Origin of the sequence: Acidovorax sp. SUPP1855 (assembly GCF_030158955.1) — a bacterium.
Taxonomy (GTDB): Bacteria; Pseudomonadota; Gammaproteobacteria; order Burkholderiales; family Burkholderiaceae_C; genus Paracidovorax.
The window spans coordinates 1-21,789 of sequence record NZ_BQXI01000051.1 but is presented as its reverse complement, the minus strand read 5'-3'; the positions used below and the strand labels follow the sequence as shown (position 1 = coordinate 21,789).

Here is a 21,789-nt window from a genome sequence, read left to right as displayed (position 1 = left end):
CTGATCCACCACCGCCAGCTTAAAGGCCAGTGTGTAGTCCTTCTGCGTTCTCTTAACCCATTGATCCACTTGACTTTCCTTTCTGATGAACAGAAAGGTGTCAACCTCATTCAGGACGGGTCAGGGTTTTGCCCGCGAAGTGGCCGACCGCGTGCTCTTCATGGACGAAGGCCGCGTGCTGGAGCGCGCCACGCCGGCCGACTTCTTCGGCCGCCCGCAGCACCCGCGAGCGCAGCAGTTCCTGTCGGACATCCGCACGCCGTTCGCGCGGGCGGCATAGCGGCGCCGCTGCGCTGCGCTGTTCAGGCTCTTTTGCGCTACTCCGCCGCGCGGCGCAGCGTCTCCACCACCGGGCGGCGCAGCACATCGCGCAGGCCCCACCAGCCCGCGGCCAGCGCCAGCACGGCCCCGGCCAGTGCGCCGATGATCGGCACCCAGGGCGTGGCCGTCCAGGCGAAGTCGAACACGTAGCGCGCCAGCGCCCAGCCCACCGCCACCGCCACCACGCTGGCGAGAAAGCCCGCCAGCAGCCCCACGCCGGCCAGTTCGGCCCGCTGCACCTGGCGCAGCAGGCTGGCGCGCGCGCCCACGGCCCGCATGATGGCGAACTCGCGCGCCCGCTCCTCGCGCGTGGCCGTCACGGCGGCGAACAACACCACCAGCCCCGCGGCCAGCGTGAAGCCGAAGAGGAACTCCACCGCGCGGATCACCTGCGCGAGCACGCCCTGCACCTGGGCCAGCGTGGCGCTCATGTCCACGTTGGTGATGTTGGGAAACGCCCGCACCAGCGTGTTGTCGAAGCCCGGCGTGGCCGGCGCGCGGTAGGCCGCCAAGTAGGTCACCGGCAGTTCGGGCGGCAGCTGGCCCACCGTGTACATCACGAAGAAGTTGGCGCGCAGCGAGCCCCAGTCCACCTTGCGCAGGCTGGTGATGCGCGCCTCGCTGACCACCCCGCCGATGTCGAAGCGCAGCGTGTCGCCGAGCTTCAGGCCCAGCGTCTCGGCGATGCCGTCCTCCACGCTCACCGCATCCTTCTCGCCCGGCGTCCATCGGCCGGCCACCACCGGGTTGTGGGTGGGCGCCTGCTCGGCGTTCGACAGGTTGAACTCGCGGTCCACCAGGCGCTTGGCGCGGTCGTCGGTGTAGTCGGCCGGGCCCACCTCACGCCCGTTGATGGCCACCAGCCGGCCGCGGATCATGGGGTACCAGTCGTACTGCGCCACGCCGCCATCGCGCAGCGCTTTCTGAAAAGCCTCCGACTGGTCGGGCATGACGTTGATCACGAAGCGGTTGGGCGCATCGGCCGGGGTGGAGCGCTGCCAGCTTTCGACAAGGTCGGTGCGCAGCAGCACCAGCAGCACCAGCGCCAGCAGCCCCACTGCGAGGCTGCTGACCTGCACCACCGCATACACCGGCCGGGCCGAGATCTGCCGCGTGGCCAGCACCAGCCAGCGCGGGGCCGTGGCCTCGTTCACGCTGCGGCGCAGCAGCTTCACCGCGCCCCAGGCCAGTCCGGCAAACAGCAGCACCGCCCCCGCGAAACCGCCCACGGCGATCAGTCCCAGCTTCAGGTCGCTGCTGACCGCCAGCAGCAGCGCGGCGAACCCGGCCACGCCCACGCCCAGCACCGCCAGCGAGGCGGGTTTCAGGCCGCCCAGGTCGCGCCGGATCACGCGCAGCGGCGGCACCTGCGACAGCTGCAGCACCGGCGGCAGCCCGAAGGCGAACATCAGCGTGAGGCCCATCCCGAGGCCGAACGCCACCGGCCACAGGCTGGGCGCGGGCAGCGCCGTTTCCACCAGCCCCTCCAGCAGCAGCACGAACACGTGGTGCACGGCGTAGCCCAGCAGCACGCCCAGCGCGCTGGCGAACAGCCCGATCAGCGCGAACTCGACCACATAGCCCCCAGCGATGGTGCGCTGGCTCTGGCCCAGCACGCGCAGCAGCGCGGCGGCATCGAGGTGCTCATTGGCAAAGCCGCGCGCCGCCAGCGCCACGGCCACCGCCGACAGCAGCGCCGCGAGCAGCGCCACGAGGTTGAGGAATTTCTGCGCCCGGTCCAGCGTCTGGCGCATCTCGGGGCGGCCGCTGTCCAGCGACTCCACGCGCACACCGTGCACCTCGGGGGCCTTCACCGCCTCGGCCGCCCAATCGCCGAACTGCTGGACCGCCCGCGCCTCGCCCGCCACGGCGAAGCGGTAGGTGAGCCGGCTGGCCGGCTGCACCAGCCCGGTGGCGGGCAGGTCCAGCGCATTGACCATGACGCGCGGCGCAAAGCTCATGAAGCCCGCGCCCCGGTCGGGCTCGATGGCGATGATGCGGGCAATGCGCAACTGCGCGTCGCCCAGCAGCAGCGAATCGCCCATCTGCAGGCCCAGCGAGCCCAGCACCGGCGCATCCACCCACACCTCGCCAGGCGCCGGAATGTCGCGCGTGGCCCGCGCGGGTGCACCGGGCGCATCCGCCACCTGCAGGCTGCCACGCAGCGGGTAGCCCGGCTCCACGCTTTTGAGCGCCACCAGCCGGCTGGCGCCGCCCTGCGCATCGCTCGCGCGGCCCATGGTGGGAAAGCCCAGCGTCGTGACCGTGGACAGGCCCGCGGCCTTCGCCCGTTCGACGAACGCCGCCGGCGTGGGGTTGTCGCTGGCCACCACCACATCGCCGCCCAGCAGCTGCAGCGCATCGCGCTGCAACCCGCCCTGCAGCCGATCGGCAAAGAACCCCACCGAGGTGAGGGCCGCCACGGCCAGCGTGACCGCCACGATGAGAAGGCGCAATTCGCCAGCCCGCAGATCGCGCCACAGCGTGCGCCAGCCAATTCGGAAGAAGGACAGATTCATGGGGAGCGACGTTAGCGCAAATGGGTTGGGCTTCGGGTGGGAAGGGGCTCAGGGCGAGGGGATTTGGAGTTTCGCGGCACCCAGGGTGGATTTGACCAAGACCTTCGACAGTGCAAGGCTGGTAGCTTGCCAAACCGGTAGCTGTCGACTGGCGCCATGACTCCCCTTCGCCCTACCCGTCCGCGCCCCCGTACCGCACCGCCCGCGGCGGGCGGCACAGCCCCCACAGCGTGATGCCGGCCTGCTGCGCCAAATCGATGGCCAGCGAGGTCGGGGCCGACACGGCGGCCAGCAGGGGAATGTCGAGCCGGGCGCACTTGCGCACCAGTTCGTAGCTGGCGCGGCTGGACATGACGACGAAGCCGTCCTCCCCCAGCCGGCCCTGCGCGGCCAACTGGCCGATGAGCTTGTCGAGGGCGTTGTGGCGGCCCACGTCTTCGAGCAGGTCGGTCAGCTCGCCGCCTGGCGTGGCCCAGCCGGCGGCATGGACGGCGCCGGCCGCGGCATTGAGCGACTGCTGCGCGGGCATGGCGGCCACGGCGCGCAATATCGCGTCGGCAGGCAGCGCACCGGCCCAGGCGCGCTCGGTGACGCGTTCGGGCACCAGGTCCAGCGCCTGCAGGCTGTCGATGCCGCACACGCCGCAACCCGTGCGGCCCGCGAGCGAGCGGCGCTTGTCTTTCAAGCGCGCGAAGCAGCGTGCCGTGATGTCCACCCGCACCTCGCACGCGGTGGCCGTACCGGGCGGGACCCCGGCGGGCGCCTCCAGCGCATGCACCTCGATGCCGTGGCAGTCGCCCGGCTGGTCGATGATCCCCTCGCTCAGGGCGAAGCCGAGGGCGAAGGCATGCAGGTCGGCGGGCGTGGCCATCATCACGGCGTGCGAGAGGCCGTTGAACACCAGGGCCACCGGTACTTCGGCGGCCACCGCGTCGTCCTCCCAAGCCGCAGGCACAGCACCCGGCGGGCAGGGATGGCGCTGCACGCTGCGGGTGGCCAGCGGCGTGGGCAGGGGGCGGCCTTCGTCGTCCAGGCCCTCGGGGCCGGAAGATTCTTGCGCCCCTCGCATGCTCGCGAGTTGCTGGCGCCCCGCATCGGTCAGCCAGGCCAGCCAGCGGCTGTCGTCCTGCGCCACGCGCACCCAGCCGGGGCCCGGCTGGCCGCCCACGGCCGCGCCGCTCAGCAGGTGCAGGCCGCGCAGCACGGCGCTGCCGGGCAACCCCAGGTGCTTGGCCAGGCGCGGCATGGAGACGCCCTGCGGATCGTCCAGTTCGGCCAGCGCCGACAGCAGCGCGGGCGAGAGCCCGCCGTCGTGGCCCACCGGCACGGGCGGCGTCAAATGGCCGCCACGGCCGCAGGTTCCGCGGCGGCACCCGTGTCTGCAGCTTCTGCCGCCCCGGCCGCATGCGGCACCAGCACCACGGGGATCGACTTGGAGGTCGGCGTGCCCGCGTTCAGCGCCACCGACGACAGGGGCACGAGCGGATTGGTCTCGGGGTAATAGGCAGCGAGGTTGCCGCGCGGAATGTCGTAGGCCACGAGCTTGAAGCGGTCGGCACGGCGCTCCTGGCCGTCGCTCCACACGGTCTGGATGTCCACCCAGTCGCCGTCCTTCAGACCGAGGGACCGAATGTCCTCCTCGTGGATGAACACCACGCGCCGCTGCCCGAACACGCCGCGGTAGCGGTCGTCGTGGCCGTAGATGGTGGTGTTGTACTGGTCGTGCGAGCGCGTGGTGAGCAGCGTGAACACGACGGTGTCGCGCCGCAGCGCGCGGGCCTGGTGCGAAGGCGTGTCCACCGGCACGGGGTGGGCGACGAAGCTGGCCTTGCGGCCGGCCGTGGCCCAGACACGCTCGCTGGCGGTGTTGCGCAGCCGAAAGCCCCCGGGCACGGCCACGCGCTGGTTGAAGTCCTTGAAGTCGGCGAACACGGCTTCGATCTTGTCGCGGATGCGGGCGTAGTCCTCGATGAGCCACAGCCACGGGGTGCGGCTGCGCCCGCCGATCGTGGCCGCGGCCAGCCGCGCGACGATGGCGGGCTCGGACAGCAGCTGGTCCGAGGCCGGCGGATTGATACCCATGGACAGGTGCACCATGCTCATCGAGTCCTCCACCGTCACGCCCTGCGGGCCGCCGGCCTGCATGTCGATCTCGGTGCGGCCCAGGCACGGCAGGATGAGCGCCTCGCGCCCGTGCACGATGTGGCTGCGGTTGAGCTTGGTGGTCACGTGCACCGTCAGGTCGCAGCGGCGCAGCGCCTTCCAGGTCTCATAGGTATCGGGCGTGGCGGCGGCGAAGTTGCCCCCCAGGGCGAAGAACACGCGCCCCTTGCCGTCCAGCATGGCCTGGATGGCTTCCACGGTGTCGACGCCGGGCTCGCGCGGGGGCTCGAAGCCGAACACCTCCTGCAGCTTGTCCAGCAGCGCGGCCGGGGGCTTTTCCCAGATGCCCATGGTGCGGTCGCCCTGCACGTTGCTGTGGCCGCGCACGGGGCACGGGCCCGCGCCGGGCCGGCCGATGTTGCCGCGCAGCAGCAGCCAGTTGACGATCATCTGGATGGTGGCCACCGAGTGCATGTGCTGGGTGATGCCCATGCCCCAGCAGGCGATCACGCGCTGGGCATTGCGGTACACCTCGGCCGCGGCGCGGATCTGCGCCTCGGGCAGGCCGGACTCCTCTTCGAGCAAAGGCCACGATTCGGCGCGCAGGTCGGCCAGCAGGCCGTCGATGCCGGTGGTGTGCTCGGCGATGAAGGCATGGTCGAGCACGCCGCCGTCGCGGTCCTCGATCTCGATCAGGTGCTTCATCATCCCCTTGACCAGGGCCAGATCGCCCCCCACGCGCAGCTGGAAGTAATGCGTGCTGATGGGTGTCGAGCCCAGCGTGGCCATTTCCATCTTGCTCTGCGGGTCCTGAAAGCGCTCCAGGCCGCGTTCGCGCAGCGGGTTGAAGCTCACGATCTGCGCGCCGCGCTTGTGGGCCGCGCGCAGCTCGCCCAGCATGCGCGGGTGGTTGGTGCCGGGGTTCTGCCCGAAGATGAAGATGGCGTCGGCCTCCTCGAAGTCCTGCAGCGTGACCGTGCCCTTGCCCACGCCGATCTGCGGGCGCATGGCGCTGCCGCTGGGCTCGTGGCACATGTTGGAGCAGTCGGGAAAATTGTTGGTGCCGTATTCGCGCACGAACAACTGGTACAGGAAGGCGGCCTCGTTGCTGGCGCGGCCCGAGGTGTAGAAGATGGCCTCGTTCGGGCTGGGCAGCGCGTTCAGGTGCCGGGCGATGAGCGCGAAGGCATCGTCCCAGGCAATGGGCACGTAGTGGTCGCTGGCCGCGTCGTACACCATGGGGTGGGTGAGCCGGCCCTGGTCTTCCAGCCAGAAGTCGCTCTGCTCGGCCAGGGCGGCCACCGAATGCCGGGCGAAAAGCTCCGGCCCCGCGCGGCGGGCGGTGGCTTCGGCCGCCACGGCCTTGGCGCCGTTCTCGCAGAACTCGAAGGTGGAGGCATGGTTGCGGTCGGGCCAGGCGCAGCCGGGGCAGTCGAACCCGTCGGGCTGGTTGGCCGACAACAGGGTCTTGGCCCCCTTGAGGGGAATGTCCTGGTACTGCAGCGCGCGGCCGACGGAGCGCAGCGCGCCCCAGCCGCCGGCCGGGCCTTTGTAGAACTCGATTTTCTTGTCGGTCATCGTGGTCTCCTGCTCATCGGCGAAACGAACGGCGAAAGGGGTGGGCTCCCGAGGGAGCGACCGGGTTGGACACCGCCGCGCGCGCGGCGTTCCGCAGCGGCCACCATGCTAGGGCGTTTTGAAGGTGGCCGCAGCGTCGGCCAGGGCCGCGGCCTGCTCGCGCATGCGCAGGGCGGCGGCCGCGGCCTCCTCCACCAGCGCCGCATTCTGCTGGGTCATCTGCTCGATCCGGGCGACGCTCTGGTGGATGCCGTCGATGCCGCTGCTTTGCTGGCCGCTCGCTGCAGCAATGCCTTCGATCAGGTGCGTGACCTCGGCGATCGAGTGGGCAATGCCCTGCATGGACTGGCGCGCATCGTCCACCAGGCCGCCCCCCGCGTCCACCCGCTCGACCGATGCGGCGATGAGGCCGCGGATCTCCCGCGCGGCGTCACCCGAGCGCTGGGCCAGCGCCCGCACCTCGCCCGCCACCACCGCAAAGCCCCGGCCCTGCTCGCCCGCGCGGGCGGCCTCGACCGCGGCGTTCAGCGCCAGGATGTTCGTCTGGAAAGCGATGCCATCGATGATGCCGATGATGTCGCGGATGCGGTGCGCCCCTTCGCGGATGTCGCCCATGGTGGCGACCACCCGGTCCACCGCAGCGCCGCTTTGCCCGGCCGCCTGCGACACCGCGCCCATGAGCCCGTTGACGCGCCGGGCGTGCTCGGCGTTCTGCCCCACCGTGGCCGTGAGCTGCTCCAGCGCCGAGGCGGCGCTGTTGACTTCGCCGGCCTGCTGCTCGGTGCGCGTGGCCAGATCGCCGTTGCCGGCCGCGATCTCGCTGGTGGACAGGCGCAGCCCGTCCGCGCCCCGCCGCACGTTGCCCACCAGTCCGGCCAGCCCCACGCCGATGCCGTTGATGGCCTGCAGCATCTGCCCCACCTCGTCGCGCCGGGCCACATGCATCTGGGTGGTGAGGTCGCCGGCGGCGATGCGCTGCGCCGCCGCGCGCCCCTGCGCCACCGGCCGGGCAATGCCGCGCTGCACCATGCCGTAGATCGCCGCCGCTGCCAGCAGCGGCAGGCCCGCCACCACCGCTACCCAACTGGCAGGCAGTGGCGCCAGCACCAGCCAGGCCAGCGCCCACAGCGCGTACTGCACCGCCAGCACCAGCAGGGCCAGCCGGCCCGCCAGGTTCAAAGCGGGAATCTCGCTGACATCCAGGCCCACGTAGAGCACGCCCACCACGTGGCCGGACGCATCGCGCACCGGATCGTAACGGGTCATGTTCTGCCGGCCGAACACCGTGGCGTAGCCGGCATAGCCGCGCCCCGCCAGCAGGTTGGCATAGGCCGGGTGGGAGCGGTCGAGCAACGTGCCCACCGCGCGCTCGCCGTCCTGCTTGCGCACCGAAGTGGCGACGCGGACGAAGTCGTTGCCCTGCCGGGCGAACACGGTGGCGCGCACGCCGGTCTGCGCGGTGAAGCGGTCGGCCACCGAGAAGTCGCCGTTCAGCAGGCGCCCGGCGCAACGCAGCAGCGGCGCCTGAGCGGCGCCACCCTGCGGTGGCTCGAGCGTGAAGCGGCCCGTGTGCTCGGCGGCGAACCGTGCCGCGGCGGCGTTGATCCGCCGGTGAAGGGAGCCTGGCAGCACCATGGTGCCCGGCCCTTACTGGAAGAACTTGGCCGCGCTCACCAGGGTCTTGTAGATGCCCCAGACCAAGGGAATGCCCACCGCAGCCCAGGCGAATGCCACCAGCACCGGGTTGGTGGTGCTGCCGGCGCCGGTGCCCGAGCCCACCTCGGTCGCCAGCGATTTCTCGTGCGCGAGCTTTTTCTCGTGCGCCAGCTCTTCATCGGTCATGAACCACTTGTCGGCCAGCGGGCGCACCAGCAGGTTGGCGATCAGGCCGATGACCAGCATGCCCACCAGGATGTACATGGTCTGGTTGTAGACCTGCTCGCGCGGCAGGCCCAGGCCCAGCTGGTATTCGCGCATGTAGTTGACGACCACCGGGCCCAGGATGCCCGCGGTGGCCCAGGCGGTGAGCAGGCGGCCGTGGATGGCGCCCACGAACTGCGTGCCGAACAGATCGGCCAGGTACGCCGGCACCGTGGCGAAACCGCCGCCGTACATCGACAGGATGATGCAGAACGCCCCCACGAACAGCAGCTTGCTGCCGGCCCCGGCCGAGCTGGGAATGCTGGCGTACAGCAGGCCGCCCAGCACGAAGAACACCACGTAGGTCATCTTGCGGCCCAGCTTGTCCGACAGGCTGGCCCAGAAGAACCGGCCGCCGATGTTGAACAGCGACAGCAGCGCAGTGAAGCCGCCGGCCACGGCGGCGATGGCCGCCAGCTGCGCCTTGTCGAGTTCGCCGAATTTCTGCGGCACACCGATGAGCGCGCCGCCGAACACCTCCTGCAGCATGGGCGAGGCCATGCCGATCACGCCGATGCCCGCGCTCACGTTCATGCACAGCACGACCCACACCAGCCAGAACTGCGGAATGCCCCACACGCGCTTCACATGCACGTGGCGCTGCGTGATCATGGTGTTGGCGCTGGGCGGCGGCGGGGTCCAGCCGGCCGGCTTCCAGCCCGTGGCGGGCACGCGGTAGCCCAGGGCGCCGGCCATCATGAAGACGAAGTACAGGAGCGCCATCACCACGAAGGTCTGCATCACGCCCACGTCGGTGGGGGTGGAAAACCGCTTCATCAGGTCCACCGCGAGGGGGGAGCCGATCATCGCGCCGCCGCCGAAGCCCATGATGGCCATGCCGGTCGCCATGCCCCGCCGGTCGGGAAACCATTTGATGAGCGTGGACACCGGCGAGATGTAGCCCAGCCCCAGGCCGATCCCACCGATGACGCCCGAGCCGAGGATCATCAGCCAGAACTGGTGCAGGTGGATGCCCAGCGCCGACAGCAGCATGCCGCCGCACCAGCACACCGCGGACACGACACCCGCCTTGCGCGGACCGGCGCGTTCCAGCCAGCCGCCCCAGATGGCGGCAGAGCAGCCCAGGAACACGAAAAACAGGGTGTACATCCAGCCCAGCGTGGCCACGCGCCAGTCGCAGCCGGAGGCGAACAGCTCCGCGAAGAAGCTCATTTCCTTGGGGCAGGCAGCGCCGGTGCCCGCCGTGGAGAGGGCCTTGGACAGCGGCAGCCAGAACACGGAGAACCCGTAAGCCATGCCGATGCAAAGGTGGATCGCCAAGGCCGCCGGAGGAACGAGCCACCGGTTGAAGCCGGGGCCGGCAATGATGCGTTCCTTGTCCAGAAAACCGGGTTGTGTGGATGACATGCCACTCCTCTCTGCTGTGCTCTTTCTCGACGTCCGCGCGCCACCCTGGCACGGGCTCTCGAACCAGTGTCAGCGCATTGCTTGAGCTACGTCAAGACACATTGCACACAACGCGACATGTTTTTCCGCGCTGTCAGGAAGCAGAAAGGACAGCAGTGCAGGCGAAGCCGCCGGTCGTGCGGCAGCGGCCGCCTCAGGTGGTCTTGCTGATGGAGATGGTGGGAAATTTCGACGAGAAGTCCTTGGCCTGCTGCGCCACCTTGACCGCCACGTCGCGCGCCATCTTCTTGTAGATGCGGGCCACCTCGCCGTCGGGATCGGCCACCACGGTGGGGGTGCCGGTGTCGGCCTGCAGGCGGATCTGCATGTCCAGCGGCAGCGCGCCCAGGTAGGCCATGCCGTATTCGGCCGCCATGCGCTGGCCGCCGCCCTCGCCGAAGATGTGCTCGGCGTGACCGCACTGGCTGCACACGTGCACCGCCATGTTCTCGACGATGCCGAGGATGGGCACGCCCACCTTCTCGAACATCTTGATGCCCTTCTTGGCATCCAGCAGCGCGATGTCCTGCGGCGTGGTGACGATCACCGCGCCGGTGATGGGCACGCGCTGGCTCAGCGTGAGCTGGATGTCGCCGGTGCCGGGCGGCATGTCCACGATGAGATAGTCCAGGTCCTTCCAGTTGGTTTGCCGCAGCAACTGCTCCAGCGCCTGGGTGGCCATGGGGCCGCGCCAGATCATGGCCTGGTCGGCATCGATCAGGAACCCGATCGACATCACCTGCACGCCGTGGTTGCGCATCGGCTCCATGGTCTTGCCGTCGGCGCTTTCGGGCTTGCCCTCGATGCCGAGCATCATGGGCTGGCTGGGGCCGTAGATGTCGGCATCCAGCACGCCGACGCTGGCGCCCTCGGCCGCGAGCGCCAGGGCCAGATTTGCGGCGGTGGTGCTCTTGCCCACGCCGCCCTTGCCGGAGGCCACGGCGATGATGTTCTTGACCTGCGGCAGCAACTGCACGCCGCGCTGCACCGCATGGGCGACGACCTGGCTGGTGATGCGCACCGCCACCTGCTCCACGCCGGCGACGGTCTTGGCCGCGGCGGTCAACTGGCGTTCCAGTTCGGGCACCAGGCTCTTGGCCGGGTAGCCCAGCTCGACGTCGAACGCCACGTCGCCACCGGCGATGCGCACGTTGCGCACCGCCCGCGCACTGACGAAATCCTTGCCGGTGTGCGGATCGCTTACGCTCGCGAGCGCCGCCAACAGCGCCTGTTCTGTGACTGCCATGCCAATAACTCCTTGAGGGGCCGGTAGTCTATTCCCTGATCTTCCAACCCCGCAGGGCCGAGGACAATGCACGGTTGCCGCGCCCGCCCACCGCATGCCCACCCGTTCAGCACAAGGATTCCCGTGAAATTCAAGATGGCCCCCAACTCCCTGTTCGCGATCCTGCTGCGTTCGCCCTGGTGGATCAGTTGGTCGGTGGCCGGTCTGATCGCGCTGGTGTGCGGTGCCCTGCTGCCCTCGCACATCGCCCCGTACGCCGCGGTGGGCGCCCTGCCGATCTTCGGCGTGGGCTGCCTGGCCGCCTGGCGCCAGTGGCGCGCGCCCAGCAGCGCGCGGGTGCAGGCCGTGCTGGGGCAGGCGGCGGAGATGCCCTGGCGCACCTTTGCGGATGCGCTGGAGCGCGCCTGGCAGGCCGAGGGCTACGCGGTGCGCCGCCTCACCGGCCTGCAGGCCGATTTCCACCTGGAGAAAGCGGGCCAGACGGCTCTGGTGAGCGCACGCCGCTGGAAGGCCGCCACCCATGGCATCGAGCCGCTGCGCGACCTGCAGGCGGCCGCCCGGGCGCAGGACGTGCCGGCCAGCACCTACATCGCGATGCAGGGCACGGTGAGCGACAACGCCCGCGGCTATGCCCGCGAGCACGCCATCACGCTGATGGAGGGGGAGGCCCTGGCCACCCTGCTGCTGAAGGCACCCCGCACCGCAACCGCCCGGTGATCCAACGCCGGGTACGACCACCGATCCGCCGAGGCCCGCCATGCCCTCTTCCGCCGCTGCCCCCGCCGCCAAACCCGTCTCGCCCCGCCCCATCGGCCTGGTGCTGACCGGCGGCGGTGCCCGCGCGGCCTACCAGGTGGGGGTGCTGGAGGCGATCTCCGACCTGCGCATGGCGTGCGGCGCGGGGCGCGAACCCAACCCGTTTCCGATCATCACCGGCACCTCGGCCGGCGCCATCAACGCGGCCGCCCTCGCCTGCGGGGCGGACCAGTTCGACCGGGCCGTGCGCCGCATCGCCCGCGTGTGGCGCAATTTCCATGCGCAACAGGTGTACCGGGCCGATTCGCTGAGCGTGATGCGCAGCGGCGCGGGCTGGCTCACCCTGATGTCGCTGGGCTGGCTGCTGGCGCGCTGGCGGCGCATGCGGCCGCGCTCGCTGCTGGACAACTCGCCGCTCACCGGCCTGCTCACGCAACTGGTGCCGCTGGTGCGGCTGCCCCGGCTGATCCGCCAGGGGCACCTGCAGGCGCTGGCCATCACCGCCTCCAGCTACAGCTCGGGCGAGCACGTGACCTTCTTCGAGGCCGCGCAGGCGCAGCAGCCCTGGGTGCGCTCGCAGCGCAAGGCCACGCGCGACCGCATCACGCACGACCACCTGCTGGCGTCGTCGGCCATTCCGTTCGTCTTTCCCGCCACGGCGCTGGGCATCGACGGCCACACCGAATACTTCGGCGACGGATCGATGCGGCAGTCCGCCCCGATCGCGCCGGCCATCCATCTGGGCGCCGAACGCATCCTGGTGGTGGGCGCGGGCCGCATGCACGAACCGGCGGGCGAGGCGCTGCACAGCGATGCGCCGGCCTACCCGTCGCTCGCGCAGATCGCCGGGCACACGCTGTCCAACATCTTCCTGGACGCCCTGTCGGTGGATGTGGAACGCGCCCAGCGCATCAACCAGACGCTGTCCCTCATCCCGCCCGAAGTGCGCGCGCACAGCCCCTTGCGCCCGCTGGAACTGCTGGTGATCGCGCCTTCGCAGCGCCTGGATGCGGTGGCCGCCCGCTACGTGGGCGAGCTGCCCCGCCCCATCCGCACGCTGCTGGGCGGCCTGGGCGTGACCTCCAACATGCAGGACGTGCGCGGCGCCGCGCTGGCCAGCTACCTGCTGTTCGAGGCCGGCTACACGCGCGAACTCATGGCCCTCGGCCGGGCGGACGCCCTGGCGCGCCGCAGCGAGATCTGCCGATTCTTCGGCTGGGCCGACGCGGGCAACGCGGTGCGGGCGCCTGCCGCTTGAGCCCGCACACCCAGCCCGGAGTCACCCCTCCTATCGGAGCCAACCGATGCCCTTCGCGCCCCGCCCCCACTTCCCATCGGCCATCGCCCGCACGGCCCGCACCGGCCTGGCGGCGGCCGCGATCGCCGCGCTGACCGCCGGCTGCACGCATCCACCGGCCGGCCCGAAGGCGGCGGCTGGCGCTCCTGCTGCGGCGCTGCCTGCCGGGGCCGAAGCCCCACCCGCCCCCACTCCATGCCCCAAAGGCCTGCCCGCCGCCACGCGCTGCCTGAGCGGGCAGGACTCGGCCGGCGCCCACTACCTGATCGCCATCCCCGCGGACTGGAACGGCACGCTCGTGTTGCACGCCCACGGCGGCCCCACGCTCGGCGCGCCGCGCCTGTCGCGCACGGTAGAAGACCTGGAGCGCTGGGCCGTCGTGCCGCGCGCCGGCTACGCCTGGGCCAGCTCCACCTACCGCCAGGGCGGCGTGGCGGTGCACGCCGCGGCCGAAGACACCGAGCGGCTGCGGCGCATCTTCGTGCAGCACGTGGCCGCGCCGCGCACGACGCTGCTGCACGGCCAGTCCTGGGGCGCCAGCGTGGCCGCCGTGGGCGCATCGCTCTTCACCGACGACGGCCACGGCAAACGCCCCTACGACGGTGTGCTGCTCACCAGCGGCGTGCTGGCCGGCGGCAGCCGGGCGTACGACTTCCGGCTCGACCTGCGGGTGATCTACCAGGCGCTGTGCGCCAACCACCCGCTGCCCGCCGAACCCCAGTACCCGCTGTGGATGGGCCTGCTGCCCGATGCCACGCTGAAACCCGCCGACCTGAAACGCCGCGTGGACGGCTGCCTGGGCCTGGACCGGCCCGCGGCGCAGCGCACGGCCGCGCAGCAGTCGCGCGTCCAGACCATCGTGCAGACCGTGCGCATCCGCGAAAGCGCCATCCACGGCCACCTGAACTGGGCCACCTGGCACTTCCAGGACATCGTGCAGCGGCGCACCGGGGGCGCCAACCCCTTCGGCAACCGGGGCGCGGTGTACACCGGCTCGAGCGACGATGCCGGGCTCAACCGCAGCGTGCAGCGCTACCGCGCCGATCCGCAGGCCGTGGCCACCTTCGCGCGCGACGCCGACCCCGACGGGCGCATCCCGGTGCCGGTGCTGACCGTGCACGGCGTCGACGATCCCACCGCCTTCGTCGAGATGGAGGACAGCTTTCGCCGCACGATGGAGCGCGCCGGCACGGCCGGCCACCTGGTGCAGACCTTCACGGCCGACAAATCCCACAGCTACCTGACCGATGCCGCCTATCCCACGCTGCTGGCGGCGCTCGGCCAGTGGGTGCGCGGCGGCGCGGCCCCCACGCCGGCGGGCATCGCCGCGCAATGCCCGGGCGTGCAGGCGACGTTCGGCGGCGAGTGCCGGTTCCTGCCCGGGTACCGGCCGCAGCCGCTGGAGCCCCGGGTGACGCCGCGCGAGCGGCCATGAGGCCCCTGCGGGCAGCCCCGGCCGCGAGGACCGGGGCGAGCGCCTAAAATCCGCGGCTTGTCCGCGTTTTTCGCGGCCCACCCCGAACGCCCGCACCCGATGACCGCACGCAAGATCTTCGTCACCACCGCCCTGCCGTATGCCAACGGCAACTTCCACATCGGCCACATCATGGAATACATCCAGGCCGACATCTGGGTGCGGTATCAAAGAATGCAGGGCGCCCAGGTGAACTTCGTGGGCGCGGACGATGCCCACGGCGCGCCGATCATGATCGCGGCCGAGAAGGCCGGCAAGACGCCCCAGCAGTTCGTGGCCGACATCGCCGCCGGCCGCAAGCCCTACCTGGACGGTTTTCACATCGCGTTCGACAACTGGCACAACACCGACGCGCCCGAGAACCACGCGCTCGCCCAGCAGATCTACCGCGACCTCAAGGCCAACGGCCTCATCGAGACGCGCACCATCGAGCAGTTCTTCGACCCCGAGAAGAACATGTTCCTGCCCGACCGCTTCATCAAGGGCGAATGCCCCCGGTGCCACGCCAAGGACCAGTACGGCGACAACTGCGAGAACTGCGGCGCCGTCTATGCACCCACCGACCTGATTCACCCCTTCTCGGCGCTGTCGGGCGCCAAGCCGGTGCTGAAAAGCTCGGAGCATTTCTTCTTCAAGCTCTCCGATCCGCGCTGCGTCGATTTTTTGCAGGAATGGACGCAGAACGGCGTGCACGTGCAGCCCGAGGTGGCCAACAAGGTCAAGGAATGGTTCACCGTGCGCACCAACCCGGACGGCAGCACCAGCGAGGGCCTGGGCGACTGGGACATCAGCCGCGACGCGCCCTACTTCGGCATCGAGATCCCCGATGCGCCGGGCAAGTACTTCTACGTGTGGCTGGACGCACCCGTGGGCTACCTCGCCTCGCTCAAGAACCTGCTGGAAAAGCGCGGCGAAGACTACGAGGCCTACATGGCCGACCCGCTACTTGAGCAGTACCACTTCATCGGCAAGGACATCGTCACCTTCCACACCCTGTTCTGGCCCGCCATGCTGAAGTTCAGCGGCCGCAAGACGCCTGACAAGATCTGCGTGCACGGCTTTCTCACCGTGAACAACGGCGAGAAGATGAGCAAGAGCCGCGGCACGGGCCTGGACCCGCTCAAGTACCTGGGCCTGTCGATGAACCCCGAATGGCTGCGCTACTACATCGCCGCCAAGCTCAATGGCCGCAACGAGGACATCGACTTCAACCCCGAAGATTTCATGGCCCGGGTCAACAGCGACCTGATCGGCAAGTTCGTCAACATCGCCTCGCGCGCGGCCGGCTTCATCGCCAAGCGTTTCGGCGGCCAGCTGGGCGCCATGAGCGGCGACGGCCAGGCCCTGCTCGCCACGCTGGCGGGCCAGGGCGGCACCATCGCCGAGGCCCTCGAAAAGCGCGACACCGCCCGCGCCCTGCGCGAGGTGATGCTGCTGGCCGACCGCGTGAACGAGTACGTGGACGCCAACAAGCCCTGGGAACTGGCCAAGCAGGATGGCATGGACGCGCGCCTGCAGGACGTGTGCACAACCTGCATCGAGGCCTTCCGCGTGCTCGCCATCTACCTCAAGCCCGTGCTGCCCGCCCTGGCCGCGCAGGTCGAGGCCTTCCTGAACGTCACGCCGCTCGCCTTTGCCGATGCGCAGACGCTGCTGGGCGCCGGCCACACCATCGGCACCTACCAGCATCTGATGCAACGCGTGGACGTGAAGCAGCTCGACGCCCTGTTCGAGCCGCCCGCGGCGCCTGAGCCCGAAAAGACCGTGCCCGGCGGCGAGGAGATCGCACCCACCATCACCATCGACGACTTCGCCAAGATCGACCTGCGCATCGCGCAGATCGTGAACTGCGAGCCGGTCGAAGGCTCGACCAAGCTGCTGCGCCTGACACTCGACGTGGGCGAAGGCCGCCACCGGAATGTGTTCAGCGGCATCGCCAGCGCCTACCAGCCCGCCGACCTGATCGGCAAGCTCACCGTGATGGTGGCCAACCTCGCCCCGCGCAAGATGAAGTTCGGCATCAGCGAGGGCATGGTGCTGGCCGCCAGCCATGGTGATGAGAAGGCCCACCCGGGTATCCACGTGCTGGAACCCTGGCCTGGCGCCACGCCGGGTATGCGCGTTCGCTGAGCGGGCCCAGGCAGTTCTGTCATCTAACTCGCCGGAAACCCAGAAGCCAACTTAAACCCTGGTAGCCCCATGGGGGCGACGGCACGCACAACCCACCGGCTGGGTTGCGGGCGACGACGGCTTCGTCGTGCTGGACCGCAACGGCAACGGGGTCATCGATTCCGGGCGCGAACTCTTCGGCGACCAGACCTTGAAACCCGTGGGCAGCGATGGCCGGGCGCAGACCCATGCCAACGGCTACGAAGCCCTGGCGGCAGAGGATGGCAACGGCGACAAGGTGATCGACGCCAACGATGCGGTGTATTCGCAACTGCGCATCTGGAAGGACACCAACCAGGATGGAATCTCCCAGGCGGGCGAACTGCACACCCTGGCCGACCTGGGCATCGCCCGCATCGGCGTGGCGGGCACCGCCAGCAATGTGAATCTGGGCAACGGCAACACCCAGCCCTTGAGCGGCAGCTTCACCCGCACCAACGGCACCACCGGGGTCAGCGGTGTGGCCGAGGTCACCGGCAGCCTGCTGCTGGCCTCCAATAACTTCTACCGCGAGTTCTCTGATGACCCCGCCGTCACGGCCACAGCCGGGGCCTTGCCCCAGATGGGCGGCAGCGGATGGGTGCGTGATTTGCGCGAGGCAATGAGCTTGGCCGGCGGGGCCGCGCAGTCCACGCCGACTTGCTATCAAAAAAAGAGCGCGACAGGCAATCGATACGCCGGCATGAGAGGGATTTCATGCAAAAAGCAAACGAGAGCCCATTTCAAAGCCTTGCAGGCAGGCCAACAGGGCTTTGAAATGGGTTTCGATGCAACGGAAGGAATGTAAACTCAAAAGTAACGTAATTAATTGTTTGCATGGGCATCCTGCAATGGGAAGCTGGTCATGGTGACGCGGTGTCACGGTGGGTCCAGCCCCCCCCTGCCGATGGGTGATGCCTTGCGCAGCGAACTGGGGCGATGCGGGCTGTCGGCGTCGCTGGCGCTCTATGCTGAAAATTGCTATCGAAAGAAGAGCATTCCAAGCAATCAAGACGCCGGCGTGAAAGGGATTTCATGCAAAAGACCCAAAAACGTCTCTCGGAGTTGAGAAAATCCAGGCGCCTTGCGAGCGGGAACCGATTTCAAAGCCTTGCAGGCTGACCAGCCAGAGCTTTGAAATCGGGATTTCGATAAAACGGAAAGGAAGGTGAATCTTGAATGATTTCTCAACGTTGCTTCAACATGAAAGGGAGCTGGAGTAATGGATATGGCTGCAAAGAAAAGCAAGGTGCCGCGCAAAGCAAGGGATAGAACATTGTCATGACAGTTTTTATGAATCTGGTCGGCTTAATATTAAATTCAAGGTGTTTATGAATGAATCCAGAGTTATTATATTTAAATTCAAAGATAATTATTTAATCATTACGAATATTTTACTTCTCGGGCTCATGTTGTTTTATGCAATTTTTGCATTTCTAAAATCGAACATGATTGAATTTTGGTTGGCGATAATTATATTCGGCAGCGTCTTCATCTTACGAATGATTTTTACCACACAATCTCCAAAATACATTTGCGTAGATACTGAAAACATGTCAATGGATGTCAAACCTAGGTTCCCCAAAAAACGATTGGATAGAATTTATTTCAGAGAAATTAAGACAATAAATACACGCATTTTGAGAGGAAAATTCGCTCTTGTTGAGGTGAATTTAATTTTCAACAATGGCTCATCGAAGAGTTTATTTTTTAGACCCAGTGGAGGAGGTAATTTCTTTTCCTTCCCTGAAGAAAATATACCACCCGAAGTTCTTGATTTCACGAATTTCATTAACAATCTTCAGCAAGGGATTACGCAATGGCAATGATCGTAGATGGGGCGGCTTTATTTGGTGGGGTGCGAGATGTTTATGATGGAGTGTCAAATCTCGCAAATGGAGAGCCTATTATCAGAAACAACGATTCAATAGGTGGGAATTCATTTGGCATCTTTTCGGGAAAGCTTGGGATAGTTCAGGAGTTAACTAGGGCCGGATCACCTTTCAACGTGGCTTCCGCAGCTACGTCTCCCGTAGTGGCAATTGTTAATTTAACGACTGCCATTGGCGATTATCGTAGCGCAGTAGCTTCTGGCAATTCGGACGCGGTAATTAGCTCCTACCTCGGATTCGCTGCTGCATTGGGTGATCTTTTAGCTGCCATACCCACACCACAGACTAAAGGTATCGGTATTGCACTTAAATTGTTGGCTACTGCATCTAAAGACCTTTGGGATGCTGGGAATAGGCCAACCAGTTCTAATCCTTTTGAAGTACCAATTACATCTGATTTTCCTCAGGGCATTTCAGACTTCGATTTCTGGAGAATCCCCAATTCCAAAATCTCCGATTCCACGAATGGGAACCTCTCAAAACCCCTGTCTCAGCCACTTGGCGCGCTTACAAATCACGAGTTACGGCGTTCAAGCCTTGCAAATTCGGAAGTTTTGAGAGGTTCCCGAATATGTGCTATCGGGACGCCCGCAATTGGACGACTCCCCGCGACCCCCTGGTCCTGGACCTGGACGGAGACGGCATCGAAGCCGTCGGCATCGACCCCGCCCGCCCCATCCTGTTCGACCACGACGGCGACGGCACGCGCAACGCCACCGGCTGGATTGCGGGCGACGACGGCCTCGTCGTACTGGACCGCAACGGCAACGGGGTCATCGATTCCGGGCGCGAACTGTTCGGCGACCAGACCTTGAAACCCGTGGGCAGCAATGGCCGGGCGCAGACCCATGCCAACGGCTACGAGGCCCTGGCGGCAGAGGATGGCAACGGCGACAAGGTGATCGACGCCAACGATGCGGTGTATTCGCAACTGCGCGTCTGGAAGGACGCCAACCAGGATGGGGTTTCCCAAGCCGGAGAGCTGCACACCCTGGCCGACCTGGGCATCGCCCGCATCGGCGTGGCGGGCACCGCCAGCAATGTGAATCTGGGCAACGGCAACACCCAGCCCTTGAGCGGCAGCTTCACCCGCACCAACGGCACCACCGGGGTCAGCGGTGTGGCCGAGGTCACCGGCAGCCTGCTGCTGGCCTCCAACAACTTCTATCGCGAGTTCACCGACGACCCGGCGGTGACGGCGGCGGCGGGTGCCTTGCCCCAGATGGGCGGCAGCGGCTGGGTGCGCGATCTGCGCGAGGCGATGAGCCTGCTGGGCGATGCAGCGCAAGGCCTGCAGGACAGCGTGGGGCGGTTCGCGGCAGCGGGCACGCGGGATGCGCAGATGGCGCTGATCGACGAATTGCTTGCCGACTGGGCTGGTACCTCGGAAAAACTCGTCCACGGCATTGGCAGCTATGACTTGGTATCGGACGGCCATGGCAGTTTGGTCACCGCCGACAAGCCCGAGGACGACCCCACCTACGTCACGACGGCAACGCTGAACCTGACTTCCGTGGCCGGCATGATGGTGCCCAACCCCCAGGCCGGCGGCACGGGCCAGTCGGATGAAATCCTGGGCGAAGCCGGTCGCCAATTGCTGCGCCGGATGAACGTGCTGGAGGTCTTCAACGGCACCAAGTTCTTCCAGATTCCGGTCCAGACCGGCTCCGGTGGCGGTGGGGGCGGCGCGGCGTCCCCAGGCGGCGGCTCGGGCGGCGAGTCGGATGGCATCAGCCGCTACACGGCCACCCTTTCCGCCCCGCAGGCCGCCCTGCTCACCCAAAGCTACGAAGAACTGCGCGAAAGCGTCTATGGCGCGCTGGTCGTGCAAACGCGCCTCAAGCCCTACCTGGACAGTGTGGCGCTCACCATTGACGAAAAAGGCGTCGGCTTCGACACCACCGGGCTGTCTGCCCTGCTGGATGCCCGCAAGGCGGGCAGCGAGCGTGAGGGGCTGATCGATCTGGTGGAGCTGAACCGCTACCAGGGCAAGCTGCTCAACGCCGTGGGCTTCGACGGGCTGGGCACGTTGTCGCAGTGGGTCGAGGCCCTGCCGGCCGGTGATGCGTTGCGCGGGGAGTTGAGCGGGCTGGGCGTGATCCTGTCCGGTGCGGCCGAAGGATCGGCACGCAGCGATATCTATCTGGGCGGCGCGGGCGACGATGCCTTCGCGGCGGGCGCGGGTGACGACCAACTGGATGGCGGCGCTGGCAATGACACGCTGCGCGGCGGTGACGGCAACGACGTGTTGATGGGCCGCGAGGGCGCCGACGCTCTGCATGGGGATGCGGGCGACGATCAGTTGCACGGCGGCTCGGGCAACGACAACCTGTGGGGCGGTGCCGGCAACGACACGATGATCGGAGGCGATGGCGACGACGGCCTCTATGGCGATGCGGGCGACGACACGCTGGACGGCGGCGCAGGCCGCGACTGGCTGGAGGGCGGCACGGGCTCCAACACCTACCGCTTCGGCCGGGGCGACGGCCAGGACACCATCGCGTTCAAGAGCGGTGTTCGCGACGGCCAACCCGGCGTGCTGCAGTTCAAGGACGGCGTGACAGCGTCGGACCTGGGGCTGCGCCAGGTCCACGACACCGTGCACGGCGGTTATTCGCTGGAGGTGTCGATCAACGGCACGCCCGACAAGGTGACCATCCAGGGGTTCTTCTATGGCGACGATCCCGACTCGCCCTACAGTTCGGTGCAGCGGTTCCAGTTCGCCGATGGCTCATCGTTGGACATTGCCACCATCACGGCCCAGTTGTTCGCGGGCACGGCCTCGGCCGACACCCTCTTCGGCACCAACGCAGCCGACACTCTTCGTGGCGGTTCGGGCAACGACAACCTGTGGGGCGCCGCCGGCAACGACACGCTGCTGGGCGGGGATGGCGACGACGGGTTGTACGGTGATGCGGGCGACGATGTCATCGACGGCGGCGCAGGCAGCGACTGGCTGGAGGGCGGCACGGGCTCCAACACCTACCGCTTCGGCCGGGGTGACGGCCAGGACACCATTGCGTTCAAGAGCGGTGTTCGCGACGGCCAGCCCGGCGTGCTGCAGTTCAAGGACGGCGTGACCGCCGCTGACCTGGGGCTGCGCCAGGTCCATGACACCGTGCGCGGCG

13 protein-coding genes and 1 pseudogene are annotated in these 21,789 nt (G+C 67.8%); 8 read left to right on the top strand and 6 right to left on the bottom strand.

Going from position 1 to position 21,789, the window contains the following annotated elements:
* Positions 1-124 precede the first annotated feature (124 nt).
* Positions 125-280: pseudogene (locus tag AVMA1855_RS25075) on the top strand (amino acid ABC transporter ATP-binding protein); the annotation flags it as partial.
* A gap of 37 nt (positions 281-317) precedes the next feature.
* Here AVMA1855_RS25075 and AVMA1855_RS25070 read toward each other — a convergent pair.
* The 6 genes from AVMA1855_RS25070 to apbC form a co-directional block, all read right to left on the bottom strand.
* Positions 318-2,840, bottom strand: a complete 2,523-nt coding sequence (locus tag AVMA1855_RS25070) for an ABC transporter permease (RefSeq protein ID WP_284427780.1) — start codon at positions 2,838-2,840, stop codon at positions 318-320.
* Between the two features lie 172 nt (positions 2,841-3,012).
* Positions 3,013-4,179 (bottom strand): formate dehydrogenase accessory sulfurtransferase FdhD, encoded by a 1,167-nt coding sequence (gene fdhD / locus AVMA1855_RS25065; protein WP_284427779.1) that lies wholly within the window; start codon positions 4,177-4,179, stop codon positions 3,013-3,015.
* A complete protein-coding gene (locus AVMA1855_RS25060) occupies positions 4,176-6,521 on the bottom strand; it encodes an FdhF/YdeP family oxidoreductase (RefSeq protein WP_284427778.1) in 2,346 nt (781 codons plus the stop codon). The genes fdhD and AVMA1855_RS25060 overlap by 4 nt, the downstream gene beginning before the upstream one ends.
* 108 nt (positions 6,522-6,629) lie before the next feature.
* A complete protein-coding gene (locus AVMA1855_RS25055) occupies positions 6,630-8,156 on the bottom strand; it encodes a methyl-accepting chemotaxis protein (RefSeq protein ID WP_284427777.1) in 1,527 nt (508 codons plus the stop codon).
* A 12-nt stretch (positions 8,157-8,168) separates the two neighbouring features.
* A complete protein-coding gene (locus AVMA1855_RS25050; protein WP_284427776.1) occupies positions 8,169-9,809 on the bottom strand; it encodes an OFA family MFS transporter in 1,641 nt (546 codons plus the stop codon).
* 193 nt (positions 9,810-10,002) lie between these two features.
* Positions 10,003-11,094 carry an iron-sulfur cluster carrier protein ApbC gene (gene apbC / locus AVMA1855_RS25045; RefSeq protein WP_284427775.1) on the bottom strand — a complete coding sequence of 364 codons (1,092 nt, stop codon included), beginning with the start codon at positions 11,092-11,094 and terminating at the stop codon, positions 10,003-10,005.
* A 135-nt stretch (positions 11,095-11,229) separates the two neighbouring features.
* Here apbC and AVMA1855_RS25040 point away from each other — a divergent pair, with 135 nt between their 5' ends.
* The 7 genes from AVMA1855_RS25040 to AVMA1855_RS25010 all read left to right on the top strand — a co-directional run.
* The gene (locus AVMA1855_RS25040) at positions 11,230-11,811 is read left to right on the top strand and encodes a restriction endonuclease (RefSeq protein WP_284427781.1); all 582 of its coding nucleotides are present in this window, start codon (positions 11,230-11,232) and stop codon (positions 11,809-11,811) included.
* 40 nt (positions 11,812-11,851) lie between these two features.
* Positions 11,852-13,108: a patatin-like phospholipase family protein gene (locus tag AVMA1855_RS25035; protein ID WP_284427774.1), complete on the top strand. Its 1,257-nt coding sequence runs from the start codon at positions 11,852-11,854 to the stop codon at positions 13,106-13,108.
* A 46-nt stretch (positions 13,109-13,154) separates the two neighbouring features.
* Complete coding sequence (locus tag AVMA1855_RS25030) at positions 13,155-14,582, top strand: hypothetical protein (RefSeq protein WP_284427773.1); 1,428 nt, start codon at positions 13,155-13,157, stop codon at positions 14,580-14,582.
* Positions 14,583-14,681: 99 nt separating this feature from the next.
* Positions 14,682-16,751 carry a methionine--tRNA ligase gene (gene metG, locus AVMA1855_RS25025; RefSeq protein ID WP_284427772.1) on the top strand — a complete coding sequence of 690 codons (2,070 nt, stop codon included), beginning with the start codon at positions 14,682-14,684 and terminating at the stop codon, positions 16,749-16,751.
* 127 nt (positions 16,752-16,878) lie between these two features.
* Positions 16,879-17,577 carry an SPM autocatalytic domain-containing protein gene (locus tag AVMA1855_RS25020; RefSeq protein ID WP_284427771.1) on the top strand — a complete coding sequence of 233 codons (699 nt, stop codon included), beginning with the start codon at positions 16,879-16,881 and terminating at the stop codon, positions 17,575-17,577.
* A 745-nt stretch (positions 17,578-18,322) separates the two neighbouring features.
* On the top strand, positions 18,323-18,598 hold the full coding sequence (locus AVMA1855_RS25015; RefSeq protein ID WP_284427770.1) for a hypothetical protein: 276 nt from the start codon (positions 18,323-18,325) through the stop codon (positions 18,596-18,598).
* A gap of 634 nt (positions 18,599-19,232) precedes the next feature.
* Positions 19,233-21,789 (top strand): calcium-binding protein (locus tag AVMA1855_RS25010; protein ID WP_284427769.1); only part of this gene is annotated, 2,557 nt, incomplete at its 3' end.

Excerpts from the sequence above, each read along its gene's own strand:
- AVMA1855_RS25035 (WP_284427774.1), top strand. The coding sequence starts at position 11,852 with ATGCCCTCTTCCGCCGCTGCCCCCGCCGCCAAACCCGTCTCGCCCCGC.
- apbC (WP_284427775.1), bottom strand. The coding sequence starts at position 11,094 with ATGGCAGTCACAGAACAGGCGCTGTTGGCGGCGCTCGCGAGCGTAAGC.
- AVMA1855_RS25070 (WP_284427780.1), bottom strand. The coding sequence starts at position 2,840 with ATGAATCTGTCCTTCTTCCGAATTGGCTGGCGCACGCTGTGGCGCGAT.
- AVMA1855_RS25060 (WP_284427778.1), bottom strand. The coding sequence starts at position 6,521 with ATGACCGACAAGAAAATCGAGTTCTACAAAGGCCCGGCCGGCGGCTGG.
- AVMA1855_RS25030 (WP_284427773.1), top strand. The coding sequence starts at position 13,155 with ATGCCCTTCGCGCCCCGCCCCCACTTCCCATCGGCCATCGCCCGCACG.
- AVMA1855_RS25015 (WP_284427770.1), top strand. The coding sequence starts at position 18,323 with ATGTCAATGGATGTCAAACCTAGGTTCCCCAAAAAACGATTGGATAGA.
- AVMA1855_RS25040 (WP_284427781.1), top strand. The coding sequence starts at position 11,230 with ATGGCCCCCAACTCCCTGTTCGCGATCCTGCTGCGTTCGCCCTGGTGG.
- AVMA1855_RS25050 (WP_284427776.1), bottom strand. The coding sequence starts at position 9,809 with ATGTCATCCACACAACCCGGTTTTCTGGACAAGGAACGCATCATTGCC.
- metG (WP_284427772.1), top strand. The coding sequence starts at position 14,682 with ATGACCGCACGCAAGATCTTCGTCACCACCGCCCTGCCGTATGCCAAC.
- AVMA1855_RS25055 (WP_284427777.1), bottom strand. The coding sequence starts at position 8,156 with ATGGTGCTGCCAGGCTCCCTTCACCGGCGGATCAACGCCGCCGCGGCA.